Genomic DNA, 24,405 nt, shown 5'->3' on the forward strand with positions numbered 1-24,405 from the left:
TGTGAGTGGGTTTCTCACAACGGGATTGCGGCGATTTAAGCCATTGCTGTTCCATGCTAATTAGTTTTGTCTGATCCTCTTTTTTGTGTCACACAATCATCCTCTATTTTGTCTTGATTAGTGAAAGACCAAAATAAAGCACTGGAGGAATGTAAGATGAAACAGCGTGTCAATTATTTCAAGACTAACCCGAAGGTTTTACAGTTAATGCTTCAATTGGAGGAGTATAAGAAAACGACCGGATTTGACAGCAAACTAATCGAATTGATTAAAATCCGCGCCTCTCAAATCAACGGCTGCGGCTTTTGCCTCGATATGCATACGAAAGATGCCCGGGCAATCGGTGAAACCGAGCAAAGAATCTATTGCTTGAGCGCATGGCGCGAAACACCCTTTTATTCAGAAAGAGAGAGGGCTGTTCTTGAATTGACTGAAGCAGTCACTACTATTTCAGCGGGCGGAGTGCCGGATGAAGTGTATGAAAGGGTCCGCAAGCATTTTGATGAAACGCAATATATCGACCTTGTCGCTATTATGATTACGATTAACGGCTGGAATCGATTAGCCCTTGCAGCGCAACTGCTTCCGGGAGATTACGAGGCTCAAGCGGTTAAATAAGGATGAGGAGGTTGGATCGCTTTTCGTAACCTTAACAAGCCCTCATCTCAACAATGAGGTGAGGGCTTGTATAACTCGAGTTATCAACTTCATGTAACTGGCTAAGATGGTTGTGGCAAATCTCCCATGGAATTATTACTTTTGCTCAGCAAATCTCCACCATGCAACAGTACCGACAAACCCTGCTATTCCCGTAGTGCAAGAATTGAGATGCTGATGAATCCGATATCAGTTCCGGTTAGAAGCAGCACCGGTATAGTCCAGGGGAAATAAGGGCCGATCCCCAGCTGCATGACTACATTGGAAACAATAACGATGACAAACGTCAGCCCGATCGGGGCGAGGTAACCTTTGGTAACATTTGCTAATAAAGCGCTCGTTGTACTGACCACTGTAATCAATAGCGATATCGTCATGAAAGTTAAAAAGATACCTAAAATAAAAGGTAACGAACTATCACTGACTCCAAGGAGGATTCCCGCTCCTACGAGTACCAAAAAGGAAAAAATCGCCAAAAGCACATTCCACATTGTAATAACGATGAATTTAGACAACACACTATACCATTTCGAAATCGGCTTGACGAGAAGATCCTTGATCGTGTTGTCCGTGTACTCCCGTCCAAAGACCCATGCGGATGTAAAGGAAAATCCAACCACCAGCAAGGAAGCGATGGAACCAAGCAAACCTGAAAAATAGGTCTCCCAATTGTCCCCAGAACTATTGAAGAAACCGACCATTGCAGGCAAGATTGCAAATGCCGCAAGGATAACCCAAAACACCGTGGAACGCCAGACTTTACGTACTTCATTATGAATAAAGGAAAGTATATTCATGATTGAATCCTCCCTGCCGTACGAATAGCTCGCAGAAAATAACCTTCCAGATCTTCAGTTACAATACTCAAATGTGTAGGAGGCTGATTGAAGCGCACTAACAGCTCCGCAAGCTTTTCAGGCTGTGCTATCGCTCGGGCTTCCGTAAGTTCTAGACGTCCGTCAGCTGTATTCTTGACATCATATCCATGCTCCGTGAGAATACGCTGCATCGTGCTTTGATCGCGTCCATTTAGAACCAAACGTTTTTCAAGCGACTGCTGCAGCTGATTCATTTTCATATCCTGGATCAGCTGTCCTTGGTGCATAATCCCGATGCGGTCGACCAATTTGGCCAGTTCCTCCAACAGATGGCTCGATATGAATATCGTAACGCCAAAGTTTCTTGATAAATCAAACAGCAGCTCTCTGATCTCAACGACACTGGCCGGATCAAGACCGTTAGTCGGTTCATCGAGAATCAAAATTTCCGGGTTATGAATCAAAGCCTTCGCCAATCCAATCCGCTGCTTGTTCCCTAAAGAAAGATTTTTGGCTTTTTTGTTTTTATGAATATCGAGACCAAGCTTCTGAAGCACACGGTCAATGGACTTGTGATCAGTAATCAATTGCATTCTGCGTGCAATATCCAGGTTTTCCATTACCGTCAGCTCCGGATAGAAAGTTGCTTCCTCCAAATATCCTACTTTGTCCCATAGTTGATAGTTGCCGAAATCAACCTTGCTGCCCAACATGTAGATGCTGCCGGAGGACGGTTTAAGCAACGACAGAAGCATCTTGATGGTCGTTGTTTTGCCGGCCCCGTTCAAACCGAGAAAGCCGAAGATCTCCCCGCTGTTTACTTCAAGCGAAAGGTCGCTGACGGCGCGGTATGAGCCAAAGCTTTTGCTAACATCTTCCAACTGTATTGCAGAGGAGATGCCTGTTTTATTTTTACTCATCAGATAACCACTCCTAACTTTTAATTTTCCACTCTGTGACTTTGTGTGAAGCCTACCTGCACTCTAATTTTCAAACATCAACTGAACCTCAATTTTTACGTCGCAGCATTGTTGATATTCAGTTTATCTTTCAGGAGTATACTAGTAGAAAAGGGGGAGACAGACAGTGTTTGACATTTTAGTGGTCGAAGATGATATCAATACTCAAAAGCTGATGTGTGCCGTGCTAAGACATGGGGGCTATAACGCTTATACTGCAAAAAATGGACTTGAGGCGTTGAGCAGGATGGAGACACGCCGCTTTGATTTGATTGTGCTGGATTTGATGATGCCCGGAATGGATGGTTATCAGCTGTGCAATGAATTGCGCGGTACGGGAGACGACATCCCGATTCTGATGGTGACTGCCACTCATGAAATCACAGATAAACATAAAGGATTTCTTGCGGGTACAGATGATTACATGACGAAGCCGTTTGATGAGCAGGAAATGTTATTCCGCATCAAGGCACTGCTGCGCAGGGCGCAAATTGCCACTGAGCACAAACTTGTACTGGGGGAAACGACTTTGGATTACAACACCCTTATGGTCACAAGAGGAGCCGTACAAACGGTTCTGCCCCCGAAGGAGTTTTATCTGCTGTTTAAGCTGTTGAGCTATCCCAACAAGATTTTTACCCGGCTTCAGCTAATTGAAGATATTTGGGGCCTGGAATCAGAATCCGATGACCATACGTTGAATGTCCATATCAACCGATTACGTGACAAATTCAAAGACAACCCAGGCTTTGAAATCGTCACTGTGCGCGGGCTCGGTTATAAAATGGTAAAACGTGTATGAAATCACTCAAAGAGATCTTCCCGAAAAAAATCAGTCTTGCGTTTTCCTTAGTGGCTCTCGTTTTTTTTGTGATGGTTTTGTCTATCTTATCTGCAGGCTTGTTTGCTTTCTTACTGAATTGGCTTGAAGTAATTGACCTGAATCAGTCGGATCCAAAACGTGGTATTTATGTATTGCTGTACATTAGTATTTTTCTTGGTGTTGTGATCGCAGCACTGCTGAGCCGGCGATCCGTCAAACCGATTCGGGATATGATGAAAGCGACCAACAAGGTGGCCAAAGGTGATTTCTCAGTTGAGGTAAAGGGTAGTTATGTTTTTGAACTGGATACACTGGCCGCGAGCTTTAACAAAATGGTAAAGGAACTGCAAGGAATTGAAACTTTGCGCGCTGATTTCGTGCGAAACTTTTCCCATGAATTCAAAACTCCGATCGTCTCCATCAGCGGTTTTGCTAAATTATTGAAAGAGGGCAGCCTCAGTGAGAAAGAGAAACAGGAATACCTGAATAGTATCATTCAAGAATCCGAACGTTTGGTTGACCTTTCCACCAGCATTCTTAATTTGTCAAAGGTAGAAAATATTGAAATTATCAGCGAAAAGACAATCTACCGTCTCGATGAGCAAGTACGGCTGGCGATCTTGATGTTGGAACCGAAATGGAGCGCCAAAAATCTTCACATGGATGTTGAACTGGAGGATGACATTGACATTCTTGGTGCCAAAAACTTAATTCAACAGATTTGGCTCAATCTTCTCGACAATGCAATTAAGCATACGGACAGCGACGGAATAGTGAAAATCGGTTTATGGACGAATGGACGAAAAGTTACCTTTCGGCTCGAGGATAATGGATGCGGCATGAATGATCAAACGTTGAGCCGCATATATGATAAGTTTTATCAGGGAGATACTTCCCATTCAATGACAGGAAACGGACTCGGATTAACAATCGTTAAAAGGATTGTCGATCTTTGCGGCGGTACGATTGACGTGCAAAGCGAGCTCGGAAAAGGGACTGTTTTTACGATCATACTGCCGTTGGAAAAGCATTAAAAACGCTGAAAATTGGATTGTATCGATAATCGCGGGAAGGGGGGATAAGAGACACCAGGGCAAGAAATTATGGCACTAACAGAGGGGGCGATCTCGTTCTTCTTGATAAATCGAAGTTGGATCATATTGGCAAAAATTCTACTTACAATTAAAAGCTGGGGGAAAGTTACTCATCTTCTATCGAATATTCCCCCATAATCTTTAGGATGTGACCGTCGTTCTCAGACAAGCCTCTATTTTCTTTTGAATGTCATTCCTATCAAGCTCTTCTCCAATAAAAAGGAACTCAGAAAATACATCAGATGACCACGACGGCATGTGAAAGGTATGAAGCCGGATCGACGCACCTATCTGGGAGATCTCATAGAGTTCCTCGCTGCCTGGGTTATAGCATCTTCCTTTCATTCGGAACACTTCATTTGGAAATTGTTCAAATAAACGTTCTAAATGAGAGAGGTCAATTGGATACTTGCTTTTATAAACATATGTATCGATTCCATAGTGTCCTAACATCACTAATTTGCTTCTGGACTCAAATAAATTGATTTGGTCATCAAAGAGGGAAGACACTGAATCAATACGATATGCTGCATTCCTGTTTTCATTAAACCGAAGGAACTCTTCGAAAGTGATGACAGCTGATTGTGGCTGCAAGTTCCTGATAAAAGAAAAGATCGCACCCGCTTGTTCATAGGATACGCTTTCCGCATGACATATAACAATGGTATCGGCCGCTTCTAATTGATAAATAAGTGCTTCTCCCAATGTATAGTTTGAATCGGGTTGGACGGATATTTCATGTTCCGAAAAATAAGAAAACCAGAATTCTCTCGCATCAACAAGATGGATATGAGATTTCAGCTTTGTATATTTTAATTTAGAGGACCATACTTCTGAAAGAGTTGCTGCTGAAAGGGGGAAGACATCCACTACAATTTCATCGATATGATTTCTTATCTCTTCGTTCAGAAGCAATGTATGCAAATCATCCATATTGTTTATTTCTATATCATGGACAGCTTCTCCCATTATAGTTGTTAGTGGAAAGAGATCATCAACCTTTTCGGTTAATTTACTATTGGTTGGCCGGTAAAGTACGTAACCCATTTTTTTTGATTGATTTCTTTCCATTTCTTTTATTAATAAGCCTTTATCCTTTAAAGAAAAGCCTGTTAATAAAGTGAAAGGTAGTTGTTTTTCCACGCATTACACATCCTTCAGAGTTGACCTTTACGACTACGTTCGATTTTAGCAGCAGAAGTCACATTTGAAAATAGTAATTATTACGATTTAAAAAATATCATAAAGGAAAGTTTAAATGAAGTAAAGTGAACGGATAAAAAATAGTAACGATTTTTGTTCAATTAGACTTATTCAAAAAAAATGTGTATATTAGAAGTATAAATCGTAATGGTTATGATTTGTTCTTTTGAAGGAGGGATTCCTATCCTGGACCAGCTATATCGGCAACTTGTAATGGATCATTCGAAAAATAGACGAAATCATCGGAAAATAGAAGGAGACAAGGTGCTGCAAAAACATTATAAAAACCCGACCTGCGGTGATGTAATGACTCTTTTTATACAGCTGTCTGATAAACGCACAATAGAAGATATTTCGTTTGTTGGGGAAGGGTGCAGTATAAGCATGGCATCAGCATCGATGATGACGGGCCTGTTAAAAGGAGCTTCCCTAAAGGAGGCTTCACAATTGCGGCATGCGATGGAAAAAATGATTCGGGAAGGTGATATTCCGGAAGATGTCGATTTAGGAGATGCCTTAGCGTTGGAAGGTGTGCATAAATTAAAAGCTCGCCACAATTGTGCGTTAATGACTTGGCAGGCTCTTGATCGTACTTTAGATGATTATGAGGAGTATAGCAAGTAGAGGTGTCGTTTTTTTTCAAGAAGCTTATTTGAGTTTTCTTTAGTCGTGCAAGCGGATGTGATAACAGAAGATCAATGGCTAATTAGCAGGAAAAACAGTAATGATTACGATTATCAAAAAGGAGGCCTGAAAGTGAGTGTGGAGTAATATTTTGCTAAACACGTATTTTGAAACCGCAATTAAAAAAGGACAAGTTTACTATGATCGCTACTCTAAACCTGGTGCGGATACTCTGAAGCAATAGAATATCCGACTTTGGGAAGAAGCGAGTTTAAGTGGATTTGCGCTTGCTATGAAAAAAAGATATTGAACCTATTGTAACGGTGGGATAGGGGATTGGAGGAAGGAGCATCCATGTTGGACATCCGAAAAGCTGATATCTATATACTGACCGGGTTTTTAGGCAGTGGAAAAAGCACTCTGTTAACCAGGCTGTTACAAACAGAAAAAGAAAGCGGGAGACGAGTCGGGGTATTAATGAATGAATTGGGCGAAATGAGTATTGATTCCAGTATTGTCCCACCTGGTACCCCATTGCTCGAACTGTTGAATGGCTGTATTTGTTGCACAATAAATGCTGAATTAAGCTACCAATTAAAGTTGTTGCTGGAAGAACATGAACTGGATGCTATTTATATCGAAGCAACAGGAGCAGCCCATCCGATTGAGGTGATTGATGCATGTACCCATCCGATACTGGCGAATAAGGTGAAAATCAAGGCTGTTATTACGCATATCGACGTGATGTGGTGGAAGGATGGCAAAATGAACCTCAAGGTGAAAAAGCTGCTTAACGAGCAGGTGAAATTTGCCGACATTCTCGTGCTGAACAAAACGGATCAGGTTGAAGCAAACGAATTATCATTGATGATGGAAGCCTTTAAATCGATTAACTCTCAAGCAAAGATGATTCCTACAACCTTTTCTCAAATCGATCTGGACATTTTATATAAACGAAACGAAGGAAGCAGAAGGGGAGATCAGAATGGTTCTCACGACTCTGCTCATGGGGCGCATGTTCATCATGATCTCCATCTGCATACGTTTCATTATCCATTAAAAGCTGCTCTTAATCGAATTCGCTTTACAGAGTGGCTAAAAGCCATTCCCGGTCAGCTGTATCGGGCAAAAGGATTTGTAACGTTTACGGAGACGCCGGGTCTGTTTTTGTTCAACTATTCTTATGGGGAACCCATCTTCGAACGCGTTCACGCAACGAGCTTTGAACCTGTACTCGTTTTTATCGGGGATGGTCTCGATCATCAACAAATGGAAGAAGATGTACTACATTTACAAACTGAACTTGATTGTTATAAAAAGGAGAGATGACAGGTGGATATGATCAAAAAAGTTCCTGTTACAGTGATAACCGGGTTTCTAGGAGCAGGTAAAACAACGTTGCTTAATCATCTTCTGACGGCAGATCACGGCAAGAAAATAGCCGTCATTGTGAACGAATTTGGAGAAGTCGGGATTGATAATCAATTGGTAGTTGGCGCAGAAGAAGAAATTTTTGAAATGAATAATGGCTGTATTTGTTGCACGGTTCGAGGTGATTTAATCAACATTCTTACCGAGCTCATGAAAGCTAAACTGAATCCGCTCGAGCCAAAAGTCGATTTTGACCGGATTGTAATAGAAACAACAGGTTTAGCTGAACCTGCTCCCGTTATACAAACTTTTTTTGTTGATGATGCGATGACACGCTTCTATCAAATCGATTCCGTTGTAACCGTAGTGGATGCCAAACAAGCCAATCAACAGCTTGACCAGGCCCATGAAGCACAGGAGCAAGTTGCATTCGCTGACATCATCCTACTGAACAAAGTCGACCTTGTCAGCGCGGAAGAAGTAAATGGACTCGAAAAACGATTACGTCACATGAATCCATCGGTCAAGATGTTCAAAACAGAAAATTCAAAGATCGAGCTTGATAAGATTTTAGATATCCATACATTTGATCTGGATAAAAAATTAGAGGTGGATCCGGACTTTTTAACTGATGACCACCATGACCATGAGCATGATGATCAAGTAACGTCTTTCGTATTAAGGGAGGAGCGCCCTTTAAACTTAGATAAGCTCGAAAAAATGGTCACTCATTGGATTAATGATTACGGAACGGAGATGTATCGCTACAAAGGCATTTTGAATATAAAAGGAATGACTGAAAGAGTCGTATTTCAAGGTATCCATATGCTGTTTGCTTCAACAGTCGACCGCGAGTGGACAGATACGGACACAAAGCTCAGTGAAATTGTTGTGATTGGAAAAAATTTAGATCAACGCCACTTTCAAACACAGTTTGCAGAGTGTGTGGAAATCGACTGAAGAGAAGGGAGGATCTCATGAATAGTACGACCGCACTGGATATTCTAGCGAAGAAAGGCTATAAAATCACAGATAAAAGAGAAAAGATAGCGCAAATTTTCTGGAAGAATAATCGCTTTTTATCAGCCAGAGCCGTTCACAATGTCATGAAAGTGGATTCTCCCAGTTTAAGTCTTGATACGGTGTATCGAAATATTAGGTTATTTGAAGAGCTCGGCATTTTGGAGGCAACCGAATTAAACAGAGAAAAGCATTATCGTTTTACATGCACGGATCACCATCATCCGCTGATTTGCATTCATTGCGGCACAGTGAAAAAAGTAGATATTTGCCCAATGGATCACTTGTTTGACTTGCCCGAAGGCTTCCTCGTTACGGGCCATAAATTTGAGATCTATGGCCACTGTAGCGACTGCCATTCATAAGTAATCGGTAAAAAAGCTGCTGAAAAAGAACGATTTTCACTTTTTCAGCAGCTTTTTTGATATATACCTTCACTAGCTAAATTCAAATTATTAATACCATCACTTTATTCCGGTTATCGAAAAAGAAGGGATCGATTTGTAGGCGATTTGTTCTGCTTCCGTATAAACCCGCTTGTCAAAGTCTTGTCTGATTTTAATATGGCGGAAGCCTAATTGAAATAAAATAGCGCGGTCCCATTCAGGCCGCATTGCATACGTCATTGGCAAATAAGTTGAAATTTCGTCTCCTTCTTTGAAAAGCTCTTCCTCCTTATATTGTGGAAACCCGTGCTTTATTGCCTCTTGAACATCCTTTTGATACATTTCACCGTACTGTTCATTGGCAATGGGTAGATTCCAATTCGCATCGAAAATGATCAGCTTTCCGTCTTTCTTCAACCATTTGTGCCAGTCAGAGTACACTTTTTCCGGCCGATGTAATGTCCAGGTTACATTGCGTGAGAGGATGATATCAAACGTATTCACAGGGTTAAAGGAGGAATCTCCGGTTACATGAATAAATTGCGGCTGTACGTGTGCTAATGCACTGTTCTTTTTTGCTGTTTCGATCATCTCTTTAGAAAAGTCAATCCCGGTTACCTGATGGCCCATCTGCGACAATATGATCGAGAAAAAGCCTGGTCCGGTTCCAACATCCAATATTTGAAGTGATCGCCGATCATCGGCGAGGTGCTCCTTTAGCAGGCTTTGCCAAGCCTCTTTTTTAAAGCTATGCAGCTCTTCTTGAATAATGTCATCATAAATGACTGCACTTTTATTCCAATAATCCTGATGTTTTATTTCATCCATAGGGCACGCTCCTTTGTAAATAACTGTTGACTTTTAAAATAATTACTCTATTATTTTAAACGTAATGATTCCTATTTTCAATAAAAGATTCAGGAGGATACATCATGAAGAGTAAAGGTTACTATTTTGTTTTGATGGCATTTATTTTATTTTTTACAGGAGCCTGTTCCGAAAAAGAGAATGCAGCAGAAGAGCCGGCATTACATGAAGATTCACAGACGGTACAGGTTGCGATTGCGACTGACACGGGAGCGGATAAGCTTGATGCCGCTTCGTATGATGGAGCGATGTCGGCCTATACAGCTATTTATGAACCGTTGGTTGAATATGGACCAAAGGGTGACATACAACCGGCTCTTGCTCAAGCTTGGGAACTATCTGAAGATGGCAAGCAGTATACTTTTTATTTACGCGAGGATGTTTATTTTTCAGATGGATCGAAAATGGATAGTGACGCTGTGCTCTTTTCGATTAACCGCTGGAAAGGAAAACAGGAGCATGATTGGTTAAAAACAGTGTCTACGTTGCAAACTGTCGAAAAAATAGATGATTATACGATCAAGCTTACGTTTTCAGAACCAAGTGCTGACATTTTAAATGAATTAACTGCTGCCCGTCCTTTACGGATCATGAGCCCAAATGCAGTAGAGCCTGCCGGTGATCCAGATGGAGAGTTTGTCAACGCAATTGGAACGGGACCGTTTCAAATCGACGATTACCTAAAAGATAAAGAAACAACGTTCATCCCAAATCCAAACTATTGGGGAGAAAAAGCGCAAATCGAGAAAATGGTCTGGAGGGTCATCCCGGATCCGGAAACTCGGTCCTTAGCCCTGCAGGAAGGCAGTATCCAATTGGCCGGGGGAGAAATGAGCAAAATCCCGTACCAGGCTTTACGTACTTTTAAAGATGATGATCAGTTCAAGGTCGAGTCTAAGCCCGGAACGATGAGCTACTTTCTCGTAATGAACAACGGAAGAGAGCCGCTACAGGATGTAAAAGTACGACAAGCCTTAAATTTTGCGATTGATAAAGAAAGCCTTGCGAATGAGTTGCTTGATAAAAATGGAAACGCGGCAAAAGGCTTATTTGCCGAAACAGTCCCTTTTGTAAACGAACAGAACAGTCCTGGATACGCTTATGATTTAGATAAGGCAAAAGAGTTGTTGAGAGAGGCTGGATATGGGGAGGATGACAATCAGCTAAAGCTAAAACTTGTTTTGCAAACAGAAGAATTTCCAGAGTGGAAACAAATTGCTGAAATGATTCAAAGTGATTTTAATCAGGCTGGAATTGAAGTGACACTGGATAGTATGGAATCGGCAGCTTATTACGATAACCTATGGGAAAAGCAGGACTACGATCTTTTTATCTATCGTACATACGCAGACGGGCTGAACCCTCAAGGCTTCCTTGATGCACTTTTTACAATCAATGAACAGGGGACGGGAGTGGGCTTTACTGATCCGACACTTTCAGAGCATATTCACGAGGCCGCAAAAGCGCTAAGCGACGAGGATCGCCAAGCTGCCTATAATACAGTGCTATCTTATATGCATGACAATGCCGTAACGGTACCTTTGTTCTATCCAAATGAAATTGTGGTCCGTGACGCGGGACTGGAAGGGTTCGGCTGGGGTGCCATTAGTGATCACCCTGTACGATGGAATAAGCTGAAAAAGGAAAATTAACAAATGGGCCGCATTATTGCTAGAAGAGTCCCTATTATCATTCTCTCCCTGTTTCTGTTAAGTATGTTTTTGTTTTTTCTTGTACGCTTCATTCCGGGATCACCAGAAATGGTGATTCTTTTACAGCGTGGGGGATCAGTAAATGAGGAAGAGCTTAACGAAATAAGGAGAGAATTGGGACTGGATGCATCCTTGTTTCAGCAATATTGGGAGTGGATAGGAAATTTGGCCCGGCTCGACTTTGGTCTCTCCTATCAATCGGGTCTACCGGTTATGGAGGAAATTGGCTCCCGATCGGGGCATTCTTTAAGCCTTATTTTGATTTCCTTAATTGGTTCCATTACTGTCGGAATGCTTCTGGCGTTCTTTGCCGCTCTGTATAAAGATAGCAAATGGGATGTATGGGTGCGGAACATAGCCATTTTCCTCTCTTCACTTCCTACTTATTTCATCAGTTTATTGCTTGTGCTTTTTTTCTCGATTCATTTGAGGCTGTTACCTGTTTTTGGGAATGATTCCTCGGTTCATTTTATTTTGCCTGTTGCTACGATTAGTCTGTCTCTCGTCGCGATGTTTGTTCCGTTATTCAGGCAAATCTTTGGAGAAGTGATGGGAAGTTTGTATTTTGAAGCGATGAGGGCGAGAGGGGCAAAGCGGCTCAGTTTATATGGCACATCATTACTCAAGCCGAGTATCCACGGGATGTTAACAATAATCGCTTCGAGTACCGGTTCACTTTGGGGCGCGATTATCGTCACGGAGAATATCTTTGCCTTACCCGGGCTTGGCAGTTATATTATTAGCTCGATTTCGGCAAGAGACTACTCAGTTATCATTGGATTTACGATGAGCATGGCGTTTTTTACGATGATCCTTTACTTGATAATCGACTTGCTGCTATATATGGTCGACCCGAGAAAGGGGATACGGGAAGAAAATGATTAAGATAGAGAAATCACGATGGAGGCGGCCGGCCCTTTGTTGTGCACTATTGCTGATGGCTATTGTGATCGCTATGATCGTCACCCCCTATGATCCTTATCATGTCGATGTTTCAAACAAGCTTCAAAAGCCAAGCTCCCTTCACTGGTTCGGAACAGATCATCTCGGCCGTGATGTCCTGACCAGATTAGTATACGGGGCGCCGTTTACTTTGCTTTTTCCTTTTCTTGTCTTAGTCATTTCTGCTATCATCGGTAGTCTGTTTGGACTTGTTAGCAGCTATGTAGGAGGGAAGGTGGATAGCGCGATGACAGCTGTGATGGATGCGTTCAGCTCGATTCCGAACCTGCTTCTTGCGATTGCGATAACCGGCTTACTTGGTCCCGGCCTACTTAATACACTTCTGGCCATTTCGATTTCCTGGTGGGTTCAATATGCCCGAATTGTCCGGAGTGTCGGCATTACGATTCGCCGAGAGCCTTATATGCTTGCTGCACAATTAAGTGGCTCGTTTGGAGGCAAGCTGATCTATCGTCATTTGCTTCCGAATACGAAGCCGCTTGTGCGGGAGCTTTTCTTTTTAGATATGGGGGCTGTTATCCTGCTTATGTCAAGTCTGTCCTTTCTTGGTCTTGGCGCACAGCCTCCGTTGGCGGAATGGGGGAGTATGATGTTCGATGGAAAAAGTTATTTACAGATCGCTCCTTGGATTACCCTGATTCCTGCAGCTGCCATTACCGTTTTCGTCATGCTCTTTTATTTGATCGGAAGGGGGTTACAGTCACGTGAATAGCAGCAACGCATTACTGGAAGTCAGCCGCCTTTCCGTTGATTTAGGGGAAAACCGGTTAATCGATGACGTGACCTTTAACATTAATAAAAATGAGGTTTTCTGTCTGGTTGGAGAATCGGGAAGCGGGAAGTCCCTTACTTCACGGGCGATTATGGGGCTGCTCGCTAAAAGAAAGTGGAACATTTCAGGAAACGTTCAACTGGAAGCATGCCCTTCAAATTTAACAACATTATCGGAAAAGCATTGGCAGGACATCCGCGGCAAAGAAATCGCGATGATCTATCAGAATCCGACCCAGGCTCTTCATCCCTTCTTAAAGATCAAGTCACAAATGATCCAACAGCTTAAAAGTACAGGAATGAAAAGCAAGAAAGAAATGAACAACCGCATCCTGCAGCAATTAGATGATATGAACTTTCCTGAGCCCGATCAAATTGCCAACGCCTACCCCTGCCAACTAAGCGGAGGGATGAATCAGCGGGTGATGATTGCGCTCGCGCTCTTAAGGAAGCCGCGCCTGTTAATCGCCGATGAACCGACCACTGGTCTTGATACCATTAACCAGCAACTTATTATCAACCACTTATTACAGTTGAAGAAAAGGAACGGTATGTCGATCTTGTTTATCACACATGACTTGCGGTTGGTTAATAAGCTTGCAAATAAAGTAGCTGTCATGAGAAAGGGAAAAATTGTAGAGGCCGGCGCACTGACCAAGATAAAAAACGAACCGGACCATCCCTATACAAAAGAATTATGGAAACAAATTCCCAGACTTTATGAAAGAAGGGAAGCCAGTGATCATTGAAGCGAAAAATTTGACGGCAGCCTATCAAAAAAAGAAAGTGCTGCACGATCTCTCTTTCACCTTGAAAAAAGGCGAGAAGCTCGGAATCGTTGGAGAATCAGGAAGTGGAAAAAGTACACTGACACGTGTCTTATCAGGGTTTCACCCTACAATAAAAGGAGAGCTGTCCATCCGAGAAAGACCCGTTCAAGCGACAGTTAAAGATCGAAGATGGTTGTGCAAGCTTGTTCAAGTAGTATTTCAAGATCCTTTTTCCTCCTTGGATCCACAGCAAACGGTCCAACAAGTATTAGAGGAACCACTGCTTAATTTCTTCACCTTGACGAAAGAAGAGAGAAACCAACAATTGTTGGAAATAGTAGAGGAAGTCAATTTAGAAAAGGATCTGTTAAAACAAAAAGCAGGACGGTAAGCGGCGGCCAGGCACAGCGAATTTGCATAGCCCGCGCTTTGCTTGCCAGACCGGACATTTTAATTTGCGATGAACCTGTAACAAGCCTCGATATGATGACGCAAATAAAGATCCTAAATTTATTAAAAAAGATCGTTACGGAAAAGCAGCTGTCCATTGTATTTGTCTCCCATGATATTTCCTTAGTATTTGAATTGTGTGATACGGTTTTAGTGCTGAAGGACGGTAAAAAAATGGACTTCTTTAAAGCCGCCGATTGGCACCGGCCAGAACGAAGCAGCTATACAAATAAATTAATTCATTCAGTCCATTTAAAGTAATCATGATTAAAAAAACCGGCACGCTCTTTAAAGGTGCCGGTTTTACAGACATAAGGTTAGAAGGTTGTGAGCTAGAAATTTTAATCATTACAATATAGGCTTATGAACGACGGTTTGAATAACATGCCCCAAGCCCGTGTGTAAATTACCCTCATGACGTACAGCCTCGCCATAATAAAAATGTTTGAAATGCCAATCGGCAAAGACGGTTAAAACTTCCTCAGGCGTGTAAAGTAAACGGATATCGTTTCCACCTCCACTTTGATAAGGGAGCTGTTGATCTGAGTAAACTTCCATAATATATGTACCACCGGGGCGCAGCATTTCTTTTATTCCATTCATTAGCTTTTTACGGGAATCGGCATCACTGATATGACCAAACACATTGAGTACGACGTCCCATTACTGTTTCTTATAGTCGATTTCTTGAGTTAAATCAACCAACTCAGTTTTTACTTTTACATTTCTGGAATCAGCTAACTGGTGCATCTTGTCAAACCCCACAGTCGAATAATCCCATGCTGTGACACGATGACCTAATTGTGCTGCATAAACAGCGTTCCGACCTTCTCCCTCAGCAAGAGACAACACTTCACAAGAAGAAGGGAGGTCAGGTAAAACAGCTTGAACGAAGGCGTTAGGCTCAGTTCCATACACATACTCTTGCTTAGAAAAACGCTCATCCCATTGGTTGCTCATTATTTTTTCCTCCTTTTCATATTGCTACATACGCTGGCTAGTTCCATATACAGGGGATGCTAGTTGACACGTTTTACAAATTCCATAAAACACCAAATGGTGATGGGTGATTTTATACTTTGTTAAAACACCAAATGGTGATGGGTGATTTTATACTTTGTTCTTTTCGCTGCATACTGGTCAATTTCTTCTAAGTAGGGATAATGTAAGTCAACGACCTTCCCGCATGTCGTGCAAATAACATGATAATGGTGATCTGTCACGGCATCATAATGTATCGTTTCACCGAAATTCAGCTCTTTTATTATTCCTTTCTTTTTTAAAGATCGAAGCGTGTTATAAACTGTTGCATAGCTGACACTCGGAAAATCAACTTTCACTGATTGATACAATTCGTTCGCAGTCGGATGCTCTTTTTTTAGTAAGTTACGATAGATCGCCAGCCTTTGTGGAGTTATTCGTATTCCATTTGCTTTCAGCTTTGCCAAAGCTAATTCCGTCTGTTTTTCCATTTTCTTATATCCTTATTTACTCATGTTGCTATAAGTAAAGTCTGGATTCGTTTCACTTTGAAGGTGGCCCGAGCGCTTAATTTTCGTTTGAATATATCGTTCGTTGTCTGGCGTAAGCGAACACCAAACTGGGATCCGCTTGTTTATCCAAATTCCGGCCTGCTGAAGCTTTTCTAATTTATGCGGATTGTTCGTCATTAAATCGATCGGACGCTTCCGTAAATACTTTAAAATAGCCGCCGGTTCCTCATATGTTCGTAAATCGTCATCAAATCCGAGTGCTAGATTTGCTTCAACGGTATCCATACCCTGCTGTTGCAATAAATAGGCCATTGCCTTATGAAATAATCCGATTCCTCTGCCTTCTTGATTGGCGATATAAAAAATCGCCCCACAGCCATGCTCCACAATCATCTGCTTCGCTTCTCTAAATTGTTCCCCGCAATCACATTTTTGACTTCCGAAGACATCTCCTGTGTGGCAAATACTATGAAAACGAACAAAAGCCTGCTCCGCGTTTTCAAAATCTCCATAAACCAACACGGATGATACCTGCTTATCCGCCATTGAAATTCCTTGTACTACTTTTATCGATTCCTGAACTGATAATTCCTTACATTCCTCTGTCTGATGAATCCATGTGTACCAGTTGAACGAAACGGTTTTACCGTTTACATCAAGAGGAAGAGGAACAGGGCCTAACAGCAAAAGGCTGCCTGAGCGTGAAGACACTTTGTTTAGATAGTTATTTGCAATTTCGTCGTAATGCTTCATAGTAGACTTGGACAACTACGTTCTCTCCTTTATTTTGATCGAGGATCACGAGATTTGATTTATTTCTCCCTTCCTTTTTCGAGTACGAACATTGCGCTCCTCAACATATTTAGCTATAATTTAATTTGAAAATAGTAATCATTACGATTTAACAATAACTCATAAAGGAAAGTGGTGCAACAATATTGAATCAAATTCTTTCATTTAAACGTCATCGCAGATTACGTTCATCGACATTTCTGAGAAATTTAGTGCAGGAGACCAGGCTTAGTACGGCGGATTTAATTTTTCCTCTTTTTGTACAAGAGGGGGTCAGCTTGAGAACAGAAGTACCTTCGATGCCTGGTGTGTACCAGCTGACAATCGATTTATTAGAACAGGAAGTGAGGGAGTTAAAACAACTGGGATTGAAAGCACTCCTTCTTTTTGGCATTCCAAGCTGGAAAGATGACCTCGCAACTTCAGCGTATACAAAAGATGGAATTGTCCAACGAGCTATTCGACAAATAAAAGCTTTATATCCTGAATTGGTGGTTATTACGGATACATGCATTTGCCACTACCAAACAGATGGACATTGTGGTATACCGGTTAACGGCAGAATCGATAACGATAAGTCATTAAACATTCATGCAAAAGTGGCCTTGTCACAAGCTGAGGCCGGGGCTGATATTTTAGCACCGTCAAGTATGATGGATGGGTTTGTCGCGTATATCCGTCATGCGTTGGATGAGCATGGTTACGAGAATGTTCCTATCATGTCGTATGGAGTGAAGTATGCTTCAAGTTATTATGGACCTTTTCATGATGCAGCGGATAATTCACCAGCTTTTGGTGATCGGCGCACGTATCAGATGGATCCGGCCAATCGTTTAGAGGCTTTTCGCGAAGCACAGTCAGATGTTGAAGAGGGGGCAGATTTTTTAATTATTAAGCCGGGATTTCCATATTTGGATATTATCAGAGATATGCGCAATTCGTTCCATATTCCGCTCATCTCTTATCAAGTAAGCGGGGAGTATGCCCAAATAAAGGCTGCCGCGCAAAATGGTTGGATAGACGAAAGAAGCACTGTATTAGAAAGCATGATTTCAATGAAGCGGGCCGGTGCTGACCTTATTGTGACATACTTTGCAAAGGATATCGCAAGATTTCTTATGGAGGAGAAAGAGTAATGAAAAAGCTGGCTATTCTATTGATCCGTCCGTATCAAAAGGCGATATCGCCGCTGTTCCCACCAACTTGCAGATTTTATCCGACATGCTCACACTACGGAATAGAAGCTTTTCAAAGATTTGGCTTTCTAAAAGGCGGTTGGCTGCTTACAAAGCGCTTACTGAAATGCCATCCCTTTCATCCAGGTGGGGTGGACCCCGTCCCGAAGAAAATAGATAAAAGAACCGGGAGAAGCTTCAGATGAACCGACCGTATGAAGTTCGCTTTGACTCTTTCCGATAGTGTGTTTCCAGTCAAAAAGGATTTTTTGTTGCAGGAGCAAGTGATGATCAAGTAGTTAAACGCTTCCCCGATCATTTTGAGTGGCTCTGAATTTTATGTACCTGCAAATTTCCTCTTTAAGCTTCTGAAAGCCTTTCCTTTTATTGATAATAAAGGATATAGTGGAGGTGAGGGCATTTCTCGATATGTTTTGTATCTATTTATATGAAACGAATCAAAGCAGCTTCATCCCATTCAAAAAGGGAGGGTAGCATGTACAGGCATGTAAATTCAAAAACGTATACGATGGCAGCGGGTCATTTGTTTTGCGACATGAATCAAGGAGCTCTTCCGGCCATATTACCTTTTTTAATTTTGAATTACGGGTTTAGTTACACGGCGGCCGCCGGCTTAATCTTGGCGGCAAATATCATATCTTCTATCTTTCAACCTTTAATAGGGCTATACTCCGACAAGGCATCTAAAGGCTGGATGGTTCCACTGGGATTGCTGCTCAGCGGCGGGGGCTTAGCGGCTATCGGTTTTTTATCGAATTATTGGCTTATTTTTATTTCGGTTATGATGAGCGGGCTTGGCATCGCCATCTTCCATCCCGAAGCAGCAAAGACCGTCCACATGACATCAGGTGAACAGAAAGCCACAAGCATGAGTGTTTTTTCATTGGGAGGCACAATGGGCTTTGCGCTTGGCCCCATTGTTGTCACTGTCTCTGTTCTTCTATGGGGGCTCCAAGGGCTTCTTACATTAATCATCCCTGCTATTATCATGGGCTTGATTACGATGAGACCGCTAAACAAACCTGTTACGAAAAACGATGGTATGGAAAAGAAGGAACGTACGCGTCCTGATGAAATCAAAATCGATCAGTGGAAGCCATTTTCCCTTTTAAGCATTGTTCTTTGTGTTCGTTCGATCGTGTTTTATGGCTTAAACACGTTTATTCCACTTCTTTGGGTTTCTGTTTTCCTTCAATCGGGCAGTTCAGGCAATGTCTTATTGAGTCTGTTTTTATTGTTCGGCGCGCTGGGAACGATAATGGGCGGAAGAATAGCTGATACATACGGACTTGTTAAACTTATTCGAATAAGCTTTGCCCTATTAGTGCCCATCCTGTTTCTCCTGTCGGCAACCGATTCACCACTTCTAGCAGGAGGATTCATCCTATTAGCGGGGATCTTTATTTTTATGCCCTACAGTTCAATGGTCGTCTTAGGGCAAAAATATTTGCCAAACAGGCTTGGTCTGGCTTCAGGAATTACGCTTGGGGTTGCAGTAAGTGCAGGGGGAATTTTCGCGCCAGTATTAGGCAGAATCGCTGACAGCTACGGCATCCAAACCGTCTTGTTGGTTTTATCCTGTATATCGATCATTTCCATGCTATTTTCTTATACACTTTCTGTAGATAAAAAGCCTGCCGTCAACTCACGGTCAGTAACCGAACGTTAACGGCAGGCTTCTCATGCCTCAAGATGCTTATTATAAAGCGTAGTAATAAATGCCCCCGTTGGAATCCATATACAGACCCGTTGGGATATCCGACTGGCCATTTCCTGGTGAGTAATACAGCTGCGAGCAGCAGGAGGAGCCGTCATTCCACCAATAGCTGAAACCACTTGCGGAAGCGCTGGAGGCAAACAAGGTCAAACTAAGAATCGCCGCTCCAACAAGCAACATCAGTTTTTTTCTCATCATTTTCACCTCATTGAAATTTTTGGCCCGATTCATTCTGATTGGTTAGTACGGAAGGTAGAAAATTTCATGCGTGGAGCTGAAGTCATAGATCGTGCCAGTGCCACCCATATAGTAAGGCAAGCCATAAGCACCACTTCCATCTGTATAGTACAATTGGTTCCAGGAACTGCTGCCGTCATTGAACCAATACGTGTAGTTAGCTGAAGCACTGGAAGCGAAAAGAGCAAGCGAGAGCACGAGGATCAGAACAGTTACGATCATTTTCTTTCTCACAGGATCAACCTCCTTTCCCGTAATATACCTGCTTTTTATACTCAAATCATAATCAAATGCTCACATACTCACAAGGGTAGATGGTCGTTTAAACGACGGGGCTTTCCTACCGAGAAAACCATTACGTTTGGTGAAAAGAAGGAAAAGGAAGGCCGCTCCAATCCTTCTACCTATTCCTAATGTCTGATAATTCCGAATTATTGTTATGAAAATAAAGGCCCGAGTAGGTTCGCTTGTGCTAAACATGTCTACTATTCGGGCTTCAGCTTGAGAGGCTCAATGACAGGCGGAGAGTAGTTGAATGACAGATAAGAATGTGCAAGAATATGGTTATCCATAAAAGAGGAAGCTACGACTAGGAGGCAGCATTCATGAGTACCTACGGCAATCTTGAGGAGAAAGAGGAAAGACCTGTTTTGGTTTTTCAGCGCAACTATTCATTTAGCCCTGAAAAGGTATTTCGTTTTATCACAGAGCCTGATTATTTTACCCAATGGTACCCCTTCGCAACTGGAGAAATGGATCTTACCATTGGTGGAAAGATAACATTCGTTGATGGGGAAGGGTCACTTTATGAGGCTGTTATTACCGAATTCCATCCTCCCCATGCCATTTCTTTTCAAGAAATCGATGATTTGCTGGAGATCCAGATCGATGCCACGGAGCAAGGATCGACCTTGACGTTCAGGCATACGTTTGATGATCGCGAAATGGCGTTATATACGGCCGCCGGATGGCACAGATGCCTCGATGCCCTCGGCCAATTAATCGATGGTCGCGCAATAGAATGGCCAGATAATGCCCTTGAACTGCGTGAATTCTACAAAAAGAAATTTATGCAGCCATAATCCATTGCGATCCGTTTGATCAAACGTGTGTAAGCATGGTATAAGTGTAAAGAGGCAAGGGTGGTTTGCCTTTAATTTTGGGTTGAGGGGTTTATTGCTCATCCCATCATGAGAGGAATGGAAGTTTAGGATGAACGATAATTTTTGGCGTGAGTTACCACGACCTTTTTTTATACTGGCACCAATGGAAGAAGTGACGGATGTTGTGTTTCGTCATGTTGTGAGCGCAGCGGCCAAACCTGATGTGTTTTTTACGGAGTTCACAAACAGTGATAGCTATTGTCATCCAGAGGGAAAACAAAGCGTGCGCGGGCGTTTGACGTATACTGAGGATGAACAGCCGATTGTCGCTCATATATGGGGAGATAAGCCTGAAAGCTTTCGCGAAATGAGCATTGGGATGGCAGAGCTTGGGTTCAAGGGGCTTGATATTAACATGGGATGTCCCGTGCCTAATGTCACCCAGCATGGAAAGGGAAGCGGCCTTATTCGCCGGCCGGAAGTGGCAGCAGAATTAATCCAGGCTGCCAAAGCAGGGGGATTGCCCGTAAGTGTCAAAACCCGGCTTGGGTACACCGATGTAGACGAGTGGCGCGATTGGCTGACGCATATTTTGAAACAGGATATTGTCAATCTTTCCATTCATCTGCGGACAAGAGCGGAAATGAGCAAAGCGGATGCTCATTGGGAGCTGATTCCCGAGATTAAGAAGCTCCGCGATCAGATAGCACCCAATACGCTCTTGACGATCAATGGCGATATTCCGGATCGTCAAACCGGGTTGAAGCTCGCCCGCCAATATGATATTGACGGGGTTATGATTGGCCGCGGCATTTTCGCCAATCCGTTTGCCTTTGAAACGGAGCCGAAAGAGCATAGCAGCAAGGAATTGCTTGATCTTTTGCGCTTGCATCTCGACCTCCATGATCAATACGCAGATTTGGGCCTGCGGCCGTTTAAAGCTCTTCATCGCTTTTTTAAGATCTATGTCAAAGGATTTCGCGGCGCAAGCGGCTTACGAAATCAGCTCATGAACACAGAGTCAACAGAGGAAGTCCGCGACATGCTCGATCGCTTTGAAGCAAGTCAGCTTGAAGAAATGGACATTCACTCCTCATAAAAGCGAACAGTTACTTGGCTGGTGGAAAGCCGGTGTTGAACCGGATTCCTGCCAGTCAATTTTGGTTTCTGCGGTTGATTAGGCATGAATAGGAAACGATAGGAAACGTATTTCAGCCATTATCCTCCATTCGCCCTTATCTTAATAAGAAAAATTAATCTTTCTTCATGCATACCATTAAATAAAAACCAAGAAAAATGAGCATAAATTGTTCTATTAATCCGCTATTAATATTAGTATATCTAATGGTTCCAAAGCTAATCAGTAGAGTTACCGTAATGGTGATGGTAAACGGAATGACTCCACCTAGTACGAACTGCAAGAAATGAAAGCGCCACGTACCATTTTTTTCTTTTTCCCGGATCAGAAGGAAGGATCCCAAAGAAATCCCAAAAAATATATGAACGAAACAGGAGGTAATAACCATTAAGTTTTGTTCAGGGTCATCAAAGCTTAAGGGCATTCGATTTCTCCATTCTAATAACCAGCCTAATAAAAAGACAAATAATGTAAGGGAAATTGGATAAAGAAAATTTCGATACATACGATCACTCCAGCTTAAAAATTTGAAACAAGAGGACAAGTAGTCACAGCATCCAATTAGATCAACGTAAAAAAGAGAATTATTCCAGTCAATTTCTATTTCATTCTGTTTTTCCTTCTTGAAAGGAGGCTAATGTATCGCCTAATTTAATCTGTTCAGCTTTTTTTATAAGGTCGCTATTCATTTGGATAAGAAAGAGTTTGGTGACGGCGTCATCCGTGCAATGATCCCTTTGCGCCTCAAGTTGCAAATCAATGAGTGCGGCTTCTTCCGCAAAAGACACTTCTTTAATGTTTTTAGGACAAGTAGAAGATTCTAGTGTTTCCACATATATAAACCCTTGATCTTCCCAATTGTTTTTGTCAACATCAGTAAGGCTTTGAGGAAGAAAAATAGCCAAAGCCTCCCGATCTAAAATTTTTTGAGCGTACAAGCTGTCATGTCCTATAAGCTGCACATCCACAGGCGAGAGATGGTTTTCTAAAATGATGACATTCGCTTCTTGCTGTTGCGTGCTGCATGCTGAAAGAAACACGATCACTGTCAAATAAAACGAGAAGACTTTTTTCACTGTCATCCTCCTTATTTACGCTTTGCTTTATATCATAGCATTTAATAAAGGATAACTTTTTGAAAGTTAGTATATTTTATTTTATCGGGGAAGCAAGAAAATGGCGGATATGCTGTGCGAATTTTTGCTCCTGAGAATAATACAAAATTCTGTCTGGAGACAGTCGGCTTTCAAACCATTGTCCGCATGCTATTTGCTTTGTAATAGTGGGTGGTATTACCTAATCAAACTGAATTATTTGAGAAGAAGAGACCTGCTTGTTAGCAGGTCTGAGAAGATATGGCATTGCCGTCCGTTCTGGCCATCCTTAGCATGGCGTCCAATATATTTTTAGAGCAAATGTCCGCCTGATGCTTCAATGTCCTGGGCTGTAACCCAGCCGAAATCATCGGACAATAGGTTTACAATGACCTTGGCCAGATCTTCGGGTTTGCCGATTCTGCCGAATGCAGACTGTTCTGCCAGAGGCTGGATGAATTCAGGATGTTTATCGAATGCTCCATCGCCGAAATTGCTGTGCGTAGGGCCAGGAGAAACGGCGTTAACCCGAATTTTTCGTGGCGCAAGCTCTTTGGCGATGTACCTGGTCCACGAAGAGAATGCTGCTTTTAATGATCCATATGCGGAGTAGCCGGGAAAGGATTGGTTCTTGGCTGTGCTTGTCGTATTTACGATGGCCCCGGCATCATCCATGAATCGGACTAGATGCTGAGTTAAGAAAACAGGTCCTTTGAAGTTTGTATTAAGAATCTTGTCGAAATACTCTTCGCTCATATCAGCGAACAACATTGGACCACCAACACCACCGTTATTGACTAAATAATCAAAAGTCGTTCTGTTCCAAATTTCCTGGAGGCTCTTTTGAACTTCCAGAACGAATCCTTCGAATGACGATAGGTGGGACAGATCCAGTTTTAGTGCTACTGCCCGAACTCCTTTGTTCTTCTCAATTTCCTTAACGACAGCTTCCGCTCTGTTCTGATAGGAATGGTATGTGAGAATGACGCCGACTCCACGTTTACCAAGCTCAAGCGCGGTTGCTTTTCCAATGCCGTTACTTCCTCCGGTTACGATTGCGATTTTCATAATTATCCTCCTTTTTTGTTGTCGACCTGGCTTCCATTTTAGTCGTTTCTACTGATGCCAGATAGATTCAATCCTGCCT

General features: G+C 42.4%; 29 protein-coding genes and 1 pseudogene. 17 read left to right on the top strand and 13 right to left on the bottom strand.

Translation table 11 applies throughout. The features are described from left to right. Positions 1 to 156: 156 nt before the first annotated feature. Complete coding sequence (locus tag ABMB67_RS01675) at positions 157 to 618, top strand: carboxymuconolactone decarboxylase family protein (RefSeq protein WP_251222248.1); 462 nt, start codon at positions 157 to 159, stop codon at positions 616 to 618. Between the two features lie 185 nt (positions 619 to 803). On the opposite strand, the gene ABMB67_RS01680 is transcribed toward ABMB67_RS01675, so the two are convergent. Beyond that, entirely contained in the window at positions 804 to 1,454 is a 651-nt protein-coding gene (locus ABMB67_RS01680) for an ABC transporter permease (protein ID WP_354570911.1), read from the bottom strand. Then, a complete protein-coding gene (locus ABMB67_RS01685; protein WP_251222250.1) occupies positions 1,451 to 2,395 on the bottom strand; it encodes an ABC transporter ATP-binding protein in 945 nt (314 codons plus the stop codon). Before ABMB67_RS01685 ends, ABMB67_RS01680 begins: the two co-directional genes overlap by 4 nt. A gap of 166 nt (positions 2,396 to 2,561) precedes the next feature. On the opposite strand from ABMB67_RS01685, the gene ABMB67_RS01690 reads away from it, so the two are divergent. Next, a complete protein-coding gene (locus ABMB67_RS01690) occupies positions 2,562 to 3,236 on the top strand; it encodes a response regulator transcription factor (protein WP_251222251.1) in 675 nt (224 codons plus the stop codon). Then, entirely contained in the window at positions 3,233 to 4,291 is a 1,059-nt protein-coding gene (locus ABMB67_RS01695; RefSeq protein ID WP_251222252.1) for a sensor histidine kinase, read from the top strand. Before ABMB67_RS01690 ends, ABMB67_RS01695 begins: the two co-directional genes overlap by 4 nt. 201 nt (positions 4,292 to 4,492) lie before the next feature. On the opposite strand, the gene ABMB67_RS01700 is transcribed toward ABMB67_RS01695, so the two are convergent. After that, entirely contained in the window at positions 4,493 to 5,494 is a 1,002-nt protein-coding gene (locus tag ABMB67_RS01700; RefSeq protein WP_251222253.1) for a GTP-binding protein, read from the bottom strand. 237 nt (positions 5,495 to 5,731) lie between these two features. On the opposite strand from ABMB67_RS01700, the gene sufU reads away from it, so the two are divergent. The 4 genes from sufU to ABMB67_RS01720 all read left to right on the top strand — a co-directional run bounded on the left by sufU (position 5,732) and on the right by ABMB67_RS01720 (position 8,934). Next, the gene (sufU, locus tag ABMB67_RS01705) at positions 5,732 to 6,178 is read left to right on the top strand and encodes a Fe-S cluster assembly sulfur transfer protein SufU (RefSeq protein ID WP_251222625.1); all 447 of its coding nucleotides are present in this window, start codon (positions 5,732 to 5,734) and stop codon (positions 6,176 to 6,178) included. A gap of 357 nt (positions 6,179 to 6,535) precedes the next feature. Continuing rightward, complete coding sequence (locus ABMB67_RS01710; RefSeq protein ID WP_354570912.1) at positions 6,536 to 7,507, top strand: CobW family GTP-binding protein; 972 nt, start codon at positions 6,536 to 6,538, stop codon at positions 7,505 to 7,507. A gap of 9 nt (positions 7,508 to 7,516) precedes the next feature. Continuing rightward, a complete protein-coding gene (locus ABMB67_RS01715) occupies positions 7,517 to 8,509 on the top strand; it encodes a CobW family GTP-binding protein (RefSeq protein WP_354571120.1) in 993 nt (330 codons plus the stop codon). 17 nt (positions 8,510 to 8,526) lie between these two features. Then, a complete protein-coding gene (locus tag ABMB67_RS01720; protein WP_354570913.1) occupies positions 8,527 to 8,934 on the top strand; it encodes a Fur family transcriptional regulator in 408 nt (135 codons plus the stop codon). A gap of 99 nt (positions 8,935 to 9,033) precedes the next feature. On the opposite strand, the gene ABMB67_RS01725 is transcribed toward ABMB67_RS01720, so the two are convergent. Continuing rightward, positions 9,034 to 9,783: a class I SAM-dependent methyltransferase gene (locus tag ABMB67_RS01725; protein ID WP_251222256.1), complete on the bottom strand. Its 750-nt coding sequence runs from the start codon at positions 9,781 to 9,783 to the stop codon at positions 9,034 to 9,036. 104 nt (positions 9,784 to 9,887) lie between these two features. Between ABMB67_RS01725 and ABMB67_RS01730 the strand changes: the two genes are divergently transcribed. The 5 genes and pseudogenes from ABMB67_RS01730 to ABMB67_RS01750 all read left to right on the top strand — a co-directional run bounded on the left by ABMB67_RS01730 (position 9,888) and on the right by ABMB67_RS01750 (position 14,749). Further along, on the top strand, positions 9,888 to 11,474 hold the full coding sequence (locus tag ABMB67_RS01730) for an ABC transporter substrate-binding protein (RefSeq protein ID WP_354570914.1): 1,587 nt from the start codon (positions 9,888 to 9,890) through the stop codon (positions 11,472 to 11,474). 3 nt (positions 11,475 to 11,477) lie between these two features. After that, on the top strand, positions 11,478 to 12,419 hold the full coding sequence (locus ABMB67_RS01735; protein WP_251222258.1) for an ABC transporter permease: 942 nt from the start codon (positions 11,478 to 11,480) through the stop codon (positions 12,417 to 12,419). Then, entirely contained in the window at positions 12,412 to 13,209 is a 798-nt protein-coding gene (locus tag ABMB67_RS01740) for an ABC transporter permease (protein WP_354570915.1), read from the top strand. The genes ABMB67_RS01735 and ABMB67_RS01740 overlap by 8 nt, the downstream gene beginning before the upstream one ends. Next, a complete protein-coding gene (locus tag ABMB67_RS01745) occupies positions 13,202 to 14,017 on the top strand; it encodes an ABC transporter ATP-binding protein (RefSeq protein WP_354570916.1) in 816 nt (271 codons plus the stop codon). Before ABMB67_RS01740 ends, ABMB67_RS01745 begins: the two co-directional genes overlap by 8 nt. Beyond that, positions 13,989 to 14,749 (top strand): annotated as a pseudogene (locus tag ABMB67_RS01750) (ABC transporter ATP-binding protein). The gene ABMB67_RS01745 and the pseudogene ABMB67_RS01750 overlap by 29 nt, the downstream one beginning before the upstream one ends. Positions 14,750 to 14,836: 87 nt before the next feature. Here the strand turns inward: ABMB67_RS01750 and ABMB67_RS01755 are convergent. The 4 genes from ABMB67_RS01755 to ABMB67_RS01770 all read right to left on the bottom strand — a co-directional run bounded on the left by ABMB67_RS01755 (position 14,837) and on the right by ABMB67_RS01770 (position 16,749). After that, on the bottom strand, positions 14,837 to 15,133 hold the full coding sequence (locus ABMB67_RS01755; protein ID WP_349775601.1) for a hypothetical protein: 297 nt from the start codon (positions 15,131 to 15,133) through the stop codon (positions 14,837 to 14,839). A gap of 18 nt (positions 15,134 to 15,151) precedes the next feature. Beyond that, positions 15,152 to 15,448, bottom strand: a complete 297-nt coding sequence (locus ABMB67_RS01760; protein WP_349775602.1) for a hypothetical protein — start codon at positions 15,446 to 15,448, stop codon at positions 15,152 to 15,154. Positions 15,449 to 15,570: 122 nt separating this feature from the next. Beyond that, positions 15,571 to 15,960: a Fur family transcriptional regulator gene (locus ABMB67_RS01765; RefSeq protein ID WP_354570917.1), complete on the bottom strand. Its 390-nt coding sequence runs from the start codon at positions 15,958 to 15,960 to the stop codon at positions 15,571 to 15,573. Positions 15,961 to 15,972: 12 nt separating this feature from the next. Next, the gene (locus ABMB67_RS01770) at positions 15,973 to 16,749 is read right to left on the bottom strand and encodes a GTP cyclohydrolase II (protein WP_354570918.1); all 777 of its coding nucleotides are present in this window, start codon (positions 16,747 to 16,749) and stop codon (positions 15,973 to 15,975) included. Positions 16,750 to 16,919: 170 nt separating this feature from the next. On the opposite strand from ABMB67_RS01770, the gene hemB reads away from it, so the two are divergent. From hemB to ABMB67_RS01785, 3 genes are all read left to right on the top strand, one after another. Beyond that, complete coding sequence (gene hemB / locus ABMB67_RS01775; protein ID WP_251222264.1) at positions 16,920 to 17,909, top strand: porphobilinogen synthase; 990 nt, start codon at positions 16,920 to 16,922, stop codon at positions 17,907 to 17,909. Then, a complete protein-coding gene (gene yidD, locus ABMB67_RS01780) occupies positions 17,909 to 18,154 on the top strand; it encodes a membrane protein insertion efficiency factor YidD (RefSeq protein ID WP_251222265.1) in 246 nt (81 codons plus the stop codon). Before hemB ends, yidD begins: the two co-directional genes overlap by 1 nt. Positions 18,155 to 18,444: 290 nt before the next feature. Next, positions 18,445 to 19,638: an MFS transporter gene (locus ABMB67_RS01785; protein ID WP_354570919.1), complete on the top strand. Its 1,194-nt coding sequence runs from the start codon at positions 18,445 to 18,447 to the stop codon at positions 19,636 to 19,638. A 30-nt stretch (positions 19,639 to 19,668) separates the two neighbouring features. Here ABMB67_RS01785 and ABMB67_RS01790 read toward each other — a convergent pair whose 3' ends face one another. Continuing rightward, positions 19,669 to 19,881, bottom strand: coding sequence for a hypothetical protein (locus ABMB67_RS01790; protein ID WP_251222267.1), 213 nt, complete (start codon positions 19,879 to 19,881; stop codon positions 19,669 to 19,671). Between the two features lie 45 nt (positions 19,882 to 19,926). Next, positions 19,927 to 20,145: a hypothetical protein gene (locus ABMB67_RS01795; protein ID WP_354570920.1), complete on the bottom strand. Its 219-nt coding sequence runs from the start codon at positions 20,143 to 20,145 to the stop codon at positions 19,927 to 19,929. Between the two features lie 383 nt (positions 20,146 to 20,528). Between ABMB67_RS01795 and ABMB67_RS01800 the strand changes: the two genes are divergently transcribed. Beyond that, the gene (locus tag ABMB67_RS01800) at positions 20,529 to 21,005 is read left to right on the top strand and encodes an SRPBCC family protein (RefSeq protein WP_354570921.1); all 477 of its coding nucleotides are present in this window, start codon (positions 20,529 to 20,531) and stop codon (positions 21,003 to 21,005) included. Between the two features lie 130 nt (positions 21,006 to 21,135). Then, complete coding sequence (locus ABMB67_RS01805; protein WP_354570922.1) at positions 21,136 to 22,125, top strand: tRNA dihydrouridine synthase; 990 nt, start codon at positions 21,136 to 21,138, stop codon at positions 22,123 to 22,125. Between the two features lie 154 nt (positions 22,126 to 22,279). Here the strand turns inward: ABMB67_RS01805 and ABMB67_RS01810 are convergent, their stop codons facing one another. The 3 genes from ABMB67_RS01810 to ABMB67_RS01820 form a co-directional block, all read right to left on the bottom strand. Beyond that, on the bottom strand, positions 22,280 to 22,669 hold the full coding sequence (locus ABMB67_RS01810) for a hypothetical protein (protein ID WP_251222271.1): 390 nt from the start codon (positions 22,667 to 22,669) through the stop codon (positions 22,280 to 22,282). Positions 22,670 to 22,769: 100 nt separating this feature from the next. Then, positions 22,770 to 23,240 carry a hypothetical protein gene (locus ABMB67_RS01815; protein ID WP_251222272.1) on the bottom strand — a complete coding sequence of 157 codons (471 nt, stop codon included), beginning with the start codon at positions 23,238 to 23,240 and terminating at the stop codon, positions 22,770 to 22,772. Between the two features lie 330 nt (positions 23,241 to 23,570). After that, complete coding sequence (locus tag ABMB67_RS01820; protein ID WP_354570923.1) at positions 23,571 to 24,326, bottom strand: SDR family NAD(P)-dependent oxidoreductase; 756 nt, start codon at positions 24,324 to 24,326, stop codon at positions 23,571 to 23,573. Positions 24,327 to 24,405: the final 79 nt, after the last annotated feature.

The organism is Halalkalibacter oceani, from assembly GCF_040544555.1.
Lineage (GTDB): Bacteria > Bacillota > Bacilli > Bacillales > Bacillaceae_D > Halalkalibacter > Halalkalibacter oceani.

What these genes read in the sequence shown, in the direction of transcription:
- ABMB67_RS01675 (WP_251222248.1), top strand. Translation starts at nt 157, where the DNA reads ATGAAACAGCGTGTCAATTATTTCAAGACTAACCCGAAGGTTTTACAG.
- ABMB67_RS01680 (WP_354570911.1), bottom strand. Translation starts at nt 1,454, where the DNA reads ATGAATATACTTTCCTTTATTCATAATGAAGTACGTAAAGTCTGGCGT.
- ABMB67_RS01685 (WP_251222250.1), bottom strand. Translation starts at nt 2,395, where the DNA reads ATGAGTAAAAATAAAACAGGCATCTCCTCTGCAATACAGTTGGAAGAT.
- ABMB67_RS01695 (WP_251222252.1), top strand. Translation starts at nt 3,233, where the DNA reads ATGAAATCACTCAAAGAGATCTTCCCGAAAAAAATCAGTCTTGCGTTT.
- ABMB67_RS01715 (WP_354571120.1), top strand. Translation starts at nt 7,517, where the DNA reads ATGATCAAAAAAGTTCCTGTTACAGTGATAACCGGGTTTCTAGGAGCA.
- ABMB67_RS01720 (WP_354570913.1), top strand. Translation starts at nt 8,527, where the DNA reads ATGAATAGTACGACCGCACTGGATATTCTAGCGAAGAAAGGCTATAAA.
- ABMB67_RS01725 (WP_251222256.1), bottom strand. Translation starts at nt 9,783, where the DNA reads ATGGATGAAATAAAACATCAGGATTATTGGAATAAAAGTGCAGTCATT.
- ABMB67_RS01730 (WP_354570914.1), top strand. Translation starts at nt 9,888, where the DNA reads ATGAAGAGTAAAGGTTACTATTTTGTTTTGATGGCATTTATTTTATTT.
- ABMB67_RS01735 (WP_251222258.1), top strand. Translation starts at nt 11,478, where the DNA reads ATGGGCCGCATTATTGCTAGAAGAGTCCCTATTATCATTCTCTCCCTG.
- ABMB67_RS01740 (WP_354570915.1), top strand. Translation starts at nt 12,412, where the DNA reads ATGATTAAGATAGAGAAATCACGATGGAGGCGGCCGGCCCTTTGTTGT.
- ABMB67_RS01760 (WP_349775602.1), bottom strand. Translation starts at nt 15,448, where the DNA reads ATGAGCAACCAATGGGATGAGCGTTTTTCTAAGCAAGAGTATGTGTAT.
- ABMB67_RS01765 (WP_354570917.1), bottom strand. Translation starts at nt 15,960, where the DNA reads ATGGAAAAACAGACGGAATTAGCTTTGGCAAAGCTGAAAGCAAATGGA.
- yidD (WP_251222265.1), top strand. Translation starts at nt 17,909, where the DNA reads ATGAAAAAGCTGGCTATTCTATTGATCCGTCCGTATCAAAAGGCGATA.
- ABMB67_RS01785 (WP_354570919.1), top strand. Translation starts at nt 18,445, where the DNA reads ATGTACAGGCATGTAAATTCAAAAACGTATACGATGGCAGCGGGTCAT.
- ABMB67_RS01790 (WP_251222267.1), bottom strand. Translation starts at nt 19,881, where the DNA reads ATGAGAAAAAAACTGATGTTGCTTGTTGGAGCGGCGATTCTTAGTTTG.
- ABMB67_RS01795 (WP_354570920.1), bottom strand. Translation starts at nt 20,145, where the DNA reads ATGATCGTAACTGTTCTGATCCTCGTGCTCTCGCTTGCTCTTTTCGCT.
- ABMB67_RS01800 (WP_354570921.1), top strand. Translation starts at nt 20,529, where the DNA reads ATGAGTACCTACGGCAATCTTGAGGAGAAAGAGGAAAGACCTGTTTTG.
- ABMB67_RS01805 (WP_354570922.1), top strand. Translation starts at nt 21,136, where the DNA reads ATGAACGATAATTTTTGGCGTGAGTTACCACGACCTTTTTTTATACTG.
- ABMB67_RS01810 (WP_251222271.1), bottom strand. Translation starts at nt 22,669, where the DNA reads ATGTATCGAAATTTTCTTTATCCAATTTCCCTTACATTATTTGTCTTT.
- ABMB67_RS01820 (WP_354570923.1), bottom strand. Translation starts at nt 24,326, where the DNA reads ATGAAAATCGCAATCGTAACCGGAGGAAGTAACGGCATTGGAAAAGCA.